Raw genomic sequence first — 9644 nt, 5'->3', positions numbered from 1 at the left:
AAGATGAGATTTCCCATTACGCAAGTAAGTAAGATCCCTCAAAGACGATGAGGTAGATAGGTTCGAGGTGGAAGTGTGGTGACACATGGAGCTGACGAATACTAATCGATCGAGGACTTAACCAAAAAGTTTGAAACATTCAATGAACCGTTTATCCAGTTTTGAAAGAACAAACTTTCATAGAAGGGTTTCAAGATACCATGTATATTGAAAGCCGTGAGAGCTTCAAGACACAAGTAGAACAAGGAAGCAAACGAGTGATTAAAGGAGCGTACCTTTGTACGTGACTGATTGAACGAGAGAAGCTGACGCAGTAATACGCCGTGTATTGGAGGTCGAATAGAGTCTAGTGATGATGGCAAAGAGGTCACACCCGTTCCCATACCGAACACGGAAGTTAAGCTCTTTAGCGCCGATGGTAGTTGGGGGCTTCCCCCTGTGAGAGTAGGACGTCGCTAGGCAAGTTTAAAAGCCAAGGATATATTCCTTGGCTTTTTTTGTTTTGTCCATGTCATATCTGCGTAAAGGTACCAGTTATGCGATTGAGAAGCTTGAAATATGGATATAAAACGCTGCTATCATTATGAATTGTTACAATTTCGTGCATTCTTGAAGTGCCTTATCGGGTATAATGAATTACAAGTAAGGAAGAATAATCATGACATGGATTGGAAGGAAGAACAGTTTGGGCAAAAAGCACATTTGGTATGAAGTAGAAGAAAATGAAACAATCGAACAATGTTTGGAGAGAATGCGTCAAGATGGATACATGGCGATAGGACGGAAGGAAGAGCCTATTTTTCATCTAGTAAATGGCGAACCAACGTATTTACGTCAAAAAATACAATTTAAAGCGATGTTATGTCAAGATTCTGACTAAATATGACTTAAAACCGAACGATATTTAATGGTGAAAATAAAATGTTCGCATTTTTGCATTGACGATAGTGTTTTCACTTGTTAAAATGTGATAAGGAAAACAATTAAATCCCTCATATATGCTAGAGAATTGGCTCTAGTGTCTCTACCCGGCACCGTAAATGCTGGACTATGCGGGAAAGCAACTTTTGGCATGTTACGGGAAGGTGTGTGTACAGATGTCTAAATCTGCATATTCTTTTCATAATAAGTCCTCAAGTAAGCTGCTTTCACGTGTATGGTAGAGAGTAGCTTATTTGAGGATTTTCTTTGTTCAAAAAGTAAAGAAATGCAGTGACTATTGAATAATAGAGGCTTGCACAATAATCGATCATTTTTCTATCGTTTAAAAGGAGCGACAATTCATGAATCCGAAAATCGGTGTCATTATGGGTAGTTCAAGTGACTGGGAAACTATGAAACATGCGTGTGATATTTTAGATGAATTACAAGTACCGTACGAGAAAAAAGTAGTATCAGCACATCGTACGCCTGATTTAATGTTTGAGTACGCTGAAGCAGCACGTGGGCGAGGTATTCAAGTGATTATTGCAGGTGCTGGAGGTGCAGCACATTTACCAGGTATGGTAGCAGCTAAAACAACATTACCTGTTATTGGCGTGCCAGTACAATCTCGTGCACTTAATGGTCTTGATTCACTGTTATCAATTGTACAAATGCCAGGTGGTGTACCTGTAGCAACTGTCGCAATCGGAAAAGCAGGTGCAACAAATGCAGGCTTGCTTGCAGCGCAAATTTTGTCGACAACAGACATAGAGCTTGCTAATAAACTAGATGCTAGACGCGAGGCGACGAAGCAACAAGTATTGGAAAGCACAGGTGACTTAGTGTGACGAAAATTATTTATCCAGGACAAACGATAGGTATTATCGGAGGAGGACAGCTTGGCCGTATGATGGCACTTGCTGCAAAGGAAGCAGGATTTAAAATAGCTGTTCTTGAGCCGACAATGGATTCACCATGTGGACAGGTTGCAGATATCCGAATTGTGGCACCTTATGATGATGAAGCTGCATTAGAGGAACTTGCAGAAGTCAGTGACGTAATTACGTATGAGTTTGAAAATATCGATTACGATGGCTTAAAACGATTAACTCAAATGGCTTACGTACCACAAGGGGCTGAATTAGTACGCATTACACAAAACCGTGTGACTGAGAAGGAAGCAATTGTGAAAGCTGGCTGTCCAGTAGCTCCTTATATAGTAGCTAATACATACGAGGAATTGGTCGCGAGTATTGACAAGATCAGTTATCCGTGTATCGTAAAAACTGCAAGAGGTGGCTATGATGGCAAAGGGCAGCAGCTTCTAAATTCAGCAGCGGATTTACCATTAGCAGAAGGGCTTTTCGCTCATTCACAATGTATTGCTGAAGGGTTTGTACCTTTTGTGAAAGAAGTATCAGTTATTGTACAGCGAAACGGTGATGGAGAATTATATTGTCAGCCTGTTGGTGAAAATATTCATGTTCATCATATTTTACACGAAACAATTGTACCAGCTCGTATCGAAAAGATGACAGCACAGTCTGCTGAGCAAGAGGCTATAAAAATAGCTGATTACTTAAATTTAGTAGGGACGCTGGCGGTAGAAATGTTCGTTTTAGAAAACGGCGAAATTATTATTAATGAACTAGCACCGAGACCTCATAATTCTGGTCACTATTCAATAGAGGCATGTAATATATCACAATTCCATCAGCATATCCGTGCTATTTGTGGTTGGCCATTGCGCAAACCGCAACTTTGGGCACCATCAATAATGGTGAATGTATTAGGGCAGCATGTTATGCCACTTAGTAACTCAATTGCAAAATATCCTGAATGGTCATTGCATCTTTATGGGAAAGCTGAAGCTAAGGTGAACCGTAAGATGGGCCACGTAACGATTATGACAAAAGATTTAGAAGCAACATTACAACAAATCGAAAGTTCTGGCATTTGGTCAGAATAGAAGGAGATACGCAATGATTGAACGTTACACAAGACCCGAGATGGGCGCAATTTGGACAGAACAAAATAAATACCAAGCTTGGTTAGAGGTTGAAATTTTAGCATGTGAAGCTTGGGCGGAGATTGGCGATATTCCAAAAGAAGATGTAGCTAAAATTCGTGAAAATGCTTCATTTGATGTAAATCGTATTTTAGAAATTGAGAAAGAAACGCGTCATGACGTAGTGGCATTTACACGTGCTGTATCTGAAACGCTTGGCGAAGAGCGTAAATGGGTGCACTACGGTTTAACTTCAACAGACGTGGTTGACACAGCCCTTTCTTATTTGATTAAACAAGCGAATGATATTTTACGAAAAGATATTGTGAATTTTATTGATATTATTGCAGCAAAAGCGAAAGAGCATAAACATACGGTTATGATGGGTCGTACACATGGTGTACATGCTGAACCAACAACGTTCGGTTTAAAATTAGGCTTATGGTATGAAGAAATGAAACGTAACTTAGAACGCTTTGAAGCAGCTGCTCAAGTGATTGAAACAGGTAAAATGTCTGGTGCAGTTGGCACATATGCAAATATCGATCCACGCGTTGAACAATACGTATGTGACAAATTAGGGCTCGCAGCATCACCTATTTCTACACAAACATTACAGCGTGACCGCCATGCACAATATTTAGGCGCTCTTGCATTAATTGCAACATCAATTGAAAAATTCGCAACTGAAATTCGTGGATTGCAAAAATCAGAAACACGAGAAGTAGAGGAAGCCTTTGCAAAAGGACAAAAAGGTTCATCTGCAATGCCGCATAAACGCAATCCAATCGGCTCTGAAAACATGGTTGGTATGTCACGTTTAATGCGTGGTTACATGGTAACAGCTTACGAAAACGTAGCACTATGGCATGAGCGTGATATTTCACACTCATCTGCAGAACGAGTTATTTTACCGGATGCAACGATTACACTGAACTATATGTTAAATCGCTTCGGTAACATCGTGAAAAATTTAACAGTATTCCCTGAAAACATGAAACGTAATATGGGTCGTACATTTGGGCTGATTTACTCACAAAGAATTTTATTAGCACTAATCGATAAAGGATTAGTACGTGAGGAAGCGTATGATACAGTTCAACCATTAGCGATGCAGGCGTGGGACGAGCAAGTACAATTCCGTACGTTAGTTGATGCAAGTGAAAAAATCACTTCTTATTTAACGAAGGAAGAGTTAGATCATTGCTTTGATTACAACTACCACTTACAGCATGTAGATATGATTTTTGAACGTCTTGGACTTAACTAACAGTATTGAATCGATAGACAGTTAGTGCCACGACGGATGTTACGGGTTTTGAATCATACTTCAAGATTCAAAATCCATAACATCAATACGTCGAGGCGTATTTCATAATAATCTGGGGGAATGACGAAATGACGAAAGACCAACTTTTGTATGAAGGTAAAGCAAAAAAATTATATGCAACAGAAGATCCTACAATACTTTTAGTTGAATATAAGGATAGTGCAACAGCATTTAACGGTGAGAAAAAAGAGGAAATTGACGGGAAAGGCGTTTTAAATAATCGCATTACTTCATTAATTTTCGAAAAATTAAAAGCTAACGGAATTGCGTCACATTTCGTAAAACAATTGTCTGCTACAGAACAACTAGTGAAAAAGGTTGAAATCATTCCAATTGAAGTTGTTGTTCGTAACATAGCTGCAGGTAGCTTAGCTAAACGCCTTGGTTTAGAAGAAGGCACACCATTAAAACGCCCAATCGTAGAATTCTATTATAAGGATGATGCATTAGGCGATCCATTTATCACAACGGAGCATATTGATGTACTTGACCTTGCAACACCAGAAGAAGTAACAGCTATGTATGACGGTGCATTAGCTGTGAACAAAGTATTGCAACCGATTTTTGCTGATGTGGATGTCACGCTAATTGACTTTAAACTTGAATTTGGCCGTGATACGAACGGAGATGTATTATTGGCAGATGAAATCTCACCAGATACATGCAGACTTTGGGATACAAAAACAAAGCAAAAGTTGGACAAAGATGTCTTTCGTCGAGACCTTGGTAATTTAACTGAAGTATACACTATTATTCTTTCTAGACTCGGAGGCAAATAACAATGAAAAAAGTTAAAATTTACGTAACATTACGTGAGAGTATTCTAGATCCACAAGGTTCAGCAGTACAAAGTTCTTTAGCGAAAATGGGCTACGGTGAAGTAGAAGATTTACGTATCGGTAAATATCTTGAACTAACTGTCGGTGATTCAGCGCGCGATATTGATACTCTAGTGAAAGAAATGTGTGAAAAAGTTTTAACAAATGTAGTAATTGAGGACTACCGTTACGAAGTCGAGGAGGCTAACTAATCATGAAATTCGCAGTACTCGTATTCCCTGGGTCAAACTGTGACATCGATATGTATCATGCGATTAAAGACGAACTAGGTGAAGAAGTAGAATATGTATGGCACGCAGAAACAGATTTAAGTGGCTTTGACGGTATTCTAGTACCAGGTGGCTTCTCTTATGGTGACTATTTACGTTGTGGCGCTATGGCAAACCAATCCAATATTATGGCAGAAGTAAAAAAAGCAGCAGATGCGGGTAAGCCAGTCTTAGGTGTTTGTAACGGATTCCAAATTCTAACAGAAGCAGGCTTATTACCAGGTGCTTTACTTCGTAATAAAAATCTTAAATTCATGTGTCGTACAATACAGCTTAAAGTTGAAAACAACAATACATTATTCACAAATCAATATGAGCAAGGTCAAGTAATCAATATTCCAATCGCACACGGTGAAGGTAACTATTATTGTGACGAGGAAACATTACAAAAACTAAAAGATAACAATCAAATTGTGTTCACATACTCAGGAGAAAATCCAAACGGTTCTTTAGAAGATATCGCAGGGATTATTAACGAGCGCGGAAATGTATTAGGAATGATGCCTCACCCAGAACGAGCTGTCGATGCACTTGTGGGCGGAGCCGATGGTCTAGCAGTATTCAAATCAATTGTGAAGCAGTGGAGGGAAAATCATGTCAACAACTAAGTTTGAGCCAACAGCACAGCAAATTAAAGAAGAAAAGCTATACGCTGGAATGGGGATGTCAGACGAAGAATTTGCAATGGTAGAAGGTATTCTAGGTCGCCTACCAAACTGGACAGAGACAGGTCTTTTCTCAGTAATGTGGTCTGAACACTGCTCATATAAAAATTCAAAACCAGTATTACGTAAATTCCCAACAAAAGGGCCACAAGTATTACAAGGTCCTGGTGAAGGTGCAGGGATTGTAGATATTGGTGATGAGCAAGCCGTTGTATTTAAAATGGAATCACATAACCACCCTTCGGCAATCGAGCCGTATCAAGGTGCAGCAACAGGTGTTGGCGGTATTATTCGCGATGTATTCTCAATGGGTGCACGTCCAATTGCGATGCTAAACTCATTACGCTTCGGAGAGTTAAAATCAGCACGTGGTAAATATTTATTCGAAGAAGTAGTTGCTGGTATTGCTGGCTATGGTAACTGTATCGGGATTCCAACTGTTGGTGGCGAAATTCAATTCGACCCTTGCTACGAAGGTAATCCATTAGTAAACGCAATGTGCGTTGGGCTAATTGATCACAAGGATATTCAACGTGGTATTGCTGCGGGTGTAGGAAATACAGTGATGTACGTAGGAGCAAAAACAGGTCGTGATGGTATCCATGGAGCGACGTTTGCCTCTGAAGAATTAACAGAGGAATCAGAAAATCAACGTCCAGCTGTGCAAGTAGGGGACCCATTTATGGAAAAACTACTACTTGAAGCTTGTTTAGAAGTTGTAAAATCTGATGCGCTAGTTGGTATTCAAGATATGGGTGCTGCGGGTCTTACTTCATCTTCAGCAGAGATGGCTTCTAAAGCTGGATCTGGTGTAGAAATGAACCTAGATTTAGTACCACAACGTGAAACAGGTATGACTGCATATGAGATGATGTTATCTGAATCTCAAGAACGTATGTTATTAGTTGTGAAAAAAGGTCGCGAAAATGAAATTAAAGCGATTTTCGATAAATATGATTTAGATGCAGTAGCAATTGGTGTTGTAACAGATGATAAAATGCTGCGTTTACTGCACAAAGGTGAAGTTGTGGCAAATGTACCAGCAGATGCATTAGCAGAAGATGCGCCAGTTTATCATAAGCCATCTGCTGAGCCTGCATACTACGCACAGTTCCAAGCAATGGACAATGCAGAACCAGTTGTAACAGATTATAAAGAAACGTTAAACGCATTGTTACAAGCACCTACGATTGCTTCAAAAGAATGGGTTTACGATCAATACGATTATCAAGTTCGTACATCAACAGTTGTAGCACCTGGTTCAGATGCTGCAGTTATCCGTGTTCGTGGCACAAATAAAGGTCTTGCGATGACTACAGACTGTAACTCTCGCTACATTTACCTTGATCCTGAAGTGGGCGGCGCGATTGCAGTAGCAGAAGCAGCGCGTAATATTGTCGCAACGGGTGGTACACCACTTGCTATTACAGACTGCTTAAACTTTGGTAATCCAGAGAAGCCAGAAATTTTCTGGCAAATTGAAAAATCTGCTGATGGTATTTCAGCAGCATGTACTGCACTCAATGCACCAGTAATCGGTGGTAACGTTTCTTTATACAATGAACGTTCCGGCGAAGCCGTTTATCCAACGCCAACAATCGGTATGGTAGGTCTAATCGAAGACTTAGCACATGTAACAACGCAAGATGTGAAAGCAGCTGGCGATGTAGTATTTGTTATCGGTGAAACGAATACTGAATTTGGTGGTTCAGAACTTCAAAAATTATTAAATAACGGTGTCATCTCAGGACAAGCACCTGCTATTAACCTAGAAGTAGAAGCAGCTCGTCAACAAGCATTGTTGAAAGCAATTAAAGCGGGACTTGTACAATCTGCACATGACGTAGCAGAGGGTGGTCTTGCTGTAGCACTTGCAGAAACGACATTTGGTGCACAAGGCTTAGGCATTGATGTGACACTAACAGGCTCTGCAACAACGGCTTTATTCAGTGAAACACAATCCCGTTTCGTAGTAACTGTCAAAGAAGAAAATGCAGCTGCATTTGTAGAAACTGTAAAAGATGCACAAAAAATCGGTGTCGTAACAAACGATGCGCTTGTTAAAATCAACGGTGACAACGGTGTGCTTGTAGAAGGTACAGTGGAGGAATTCCGTTCTAATTGGAAAGGAGCAATCCCATGCTTGCTGAACTCAGAGGCTTAAACGAAGAATGTGGGGTGTTTGGTATTTGGGGTAACCCAAATCCAGCACACCTTAGTTATTACGGGCTTCATGCTCTTCAACACCGTGGACAAGAAGGTGCTGGTATCGTCGTTTCTGACGGTCTACACCTGCGCGCGGTGAAAGGCGAAGGATTAGTAAATGATGTTTTCAACGAAGAGAAATTAAAAGCAGTGGACGGAAAAGCGGCAATTGCCCATGTTCGTTATACGACTGCTGGCGGTGGCGGAATCGAAAATGTACAGCCATTACTATTTCATTCATCAACAGGTAGCCTTTCAATTGCTCATAACGGTAACTTAGTCAATGCGACACACTTAAAACAGTATTTAGAGCGTCAAGGTAGTATTTTCCACTCTAGCTCAGATACAGAAGTGTTAGCGCATCTTATTAAGAAAAGCTCGCATTCACCATTCCGAGCAAAGGTGAAAAATGCCCTTTCGTTATTAAAGGGTGCGTATTCATTCTTAATTATGACCAAAGATGAAATGCTTGTTGCACGTGATCCACATGGTCTACGTCCTCTATCTCTTGGAAAACTAGGAGACGGTTGGGTTGTGGCTTCTGAAACTTGTGCTTTTGATTTAATAGGAGCAGAGTTTATACGTTCTGTGGAACCAGGTGAATTATTAATAATAAACGATGAAGGTGTAAAATCAGATCGTTTTGCAGATATGGAAAATCGCGCAATGTGTGCGATGGAGTATGTATATTTAGCACGTCCTGATTCCGATATCGATGGCATTAATGTGCATATGGCACGTAAACGTATGGGAAAACAACTTGCACGTGAATGCGCACATATTGAAGCAGATGTCGTAACTGGTGTACCTGACTCAAGTATTTCAGCAGCAATAGGCTTTGCTGAAGAAAGCGGTATTCCATATGAGCTAGGGTTAATAAAAAACCGCTATGTTGGTCGTACATTCATTCAACCGACCCAAGAATTGCGTGAACGTGGTGTAAAAATGAAACTGTCACCTGTTGTGCAAGTTGTCAAAGGGAAACGCGTTGTAATGGTGGATGATTCGATTGTTCGTGGTACAACATCACGCCGTATTGTCAAAATGCTAAAGGATGCAGGTGCAGCAGAAGTGCATGTTGTGATTTCTTCTCCACCAATGACGGACCCTTGTTATTACGGTATTGATACTTCAACACATGAAGAGTTGATTGCTTCGAGCCATAGTGTGGATGAAATAAGAGACGCAATTGGTGCTGATTCACTAACATTCCTTTCAGTTGAAGGCATGGTCGAAACGATTGCACGTCCATTTGAGGATGAAAATAAAGGTCTTTGCTTAGCATGTTTTACAAGCAAATACCCAACAGAAATTTTCCCAGATACAATCTTACCGCACGAAAAAGAACTGTTACGCTAAGTGTATGTTAATCAATAAAGCCTTGTTGGAGTACCCACATTCAAA

9 protein-coding genes, 2 rRNA genes and 1 riboswitch are annotated in these 9644 nt (G+C 40.3%); all 11 genes read left to right on the top strand.

Annotated elements, in window-relative coordinates:
* Positions 1-125: ribosomal RNA gene (locus C9J37_RS21040) — 23S ribosomal RNA — on the top strand; the annotation flags it as partial.
* A gap of 220 nt (positions 126-345) precedes the next feature.
* Positions 346-461 (top strand): 5S ribosomal RNA (gene rrf, locus C9J37_RS21035).
* Positions 462-685: 224 nt separating this feature from the next.
* Positions 686-880 (top strand): NETI motif-containing protein, encoded by a 195-nt coding sequence (locus tag C9J37_RS21030; RefSeq protein WP_107896947.1) that lies wholly within the window; start codon positions 686-688, stop codon positions 878-880.
* Between the two features lie 92 nt (positions 881-972).
* A riboswitch (purine riboswitch) is annotated at positions 973-1071 on the top strand.
* A gap of 212 nt (positions 1072-1283) precedes the next feature.
* Positions 1284-1772, top strand: coding sequence for a 5-(carboxyamino)imidazole ribonucleotide mutase (gene purE, locus C9J37_RS21025; RefSeq protein ID WP_024364454.1), 489 nt, complete (start codon positions 1284-1286; stop codon positions 1770-1772).
* Entirely contained in the window at positions 1769-2893 is a 1125-nt protein-coding gene (gene purK, locus C9J37_RS21020) for a 5-(carboxyamino)imidazole ribonucleotide synthase (protein ID WP_024364455.1), read from the top strand. The genes purE and purK overlap by 4 nt, the downstream gene beginning before the upstream one ends.
* A 13-nt stretch (positions 2894-2906) precedes the next feature.
* Entirely contained in the window at positions 2907-4202 is a 1296-nt protein-coding gene (purB, locus tag C9J37_RS21015; RefSeq protein WP_024364456.1) for an adenylosuccinate lyase, read from the top strand.
* 128 nt (positions 4203-4330) lie between these two features.
* Positions 4331-5041, top strand: coding sequence for a phosphoribosylaminoimidazolesuccinocarboxamide synthase (gene purC, locus C9J37_RS21010; RefSeq protein WP_025220661.1), 711 nt, complete (start codon positions 4331-4333; stop codon positions 5039-5041).
* A 2-nt stretch (positions 5042-5043) separates the two neighbouring features.
* Entirely contained in the window at positions 5044-5292 is a 249-nt protein-coding gene (gene purS, locus C9J37_RS21005) for a phosphoribosylformylglycinamidine synthase subunit PurS (protein ID WP_107896944.1), read from the top strand.
* A 2-nt stretch (positions 5293-5294) separates the two neighbouring features.
* Positions 5295-5978 (top strand): phosphoribosylformylglycinamidine synthase subunit PurQ, encoded by a 684-nt coding sequence (gene purQ / locus C9J37_RS21000; RefSeq protein WP_025220660.1) that lies wholly within the window; start codon positions 5295-5297, stop codon positions 5976-5978.
* Positions 5965-8199, top strand: a complete 2235-nt coding sequence (purL, locus tag C9J37_RS20995) for a phosphoribosylformylglycinamidine synthase subunit PurL (protein ID WP_107896943.1) — start codon at positions 5965-5967, stop codon at positions 8197-8199. The genes purQ and purL overlap by 14 nt, the downstream gene beginning before the upstream one ends.
* The gene (purF, locus tag C9J37_RS20990; RefSeq protein ID WP_024364461.1) at positions 8175-9599 is read left to right on the top strand and encodes an amidophosphoribosyltransferase; all 1425 of its coding nucleotides are present in this window, start codon (positions 8175-8177) and stop codon (positions 9597-9599) included. Before purL ends, purF begins: the two co-directional genes overlap by 25 nt.
* Positions 9600-9644: the final 45 nt, after the last annotated feature.

Origin of the sequence: Lysinibacillus mangiferihumi, assembly GCF_003049665.1 — a bacterium.
GTDB lineage: Bacteria > Bacillota > Bacilli > Bacillales_A > Planococcaceae > Lysinibacillus > Lysinibacillus mangiferihumi.
This window is presented reverse-complemented; position numbering and strand designations above follow the sequence as displayed.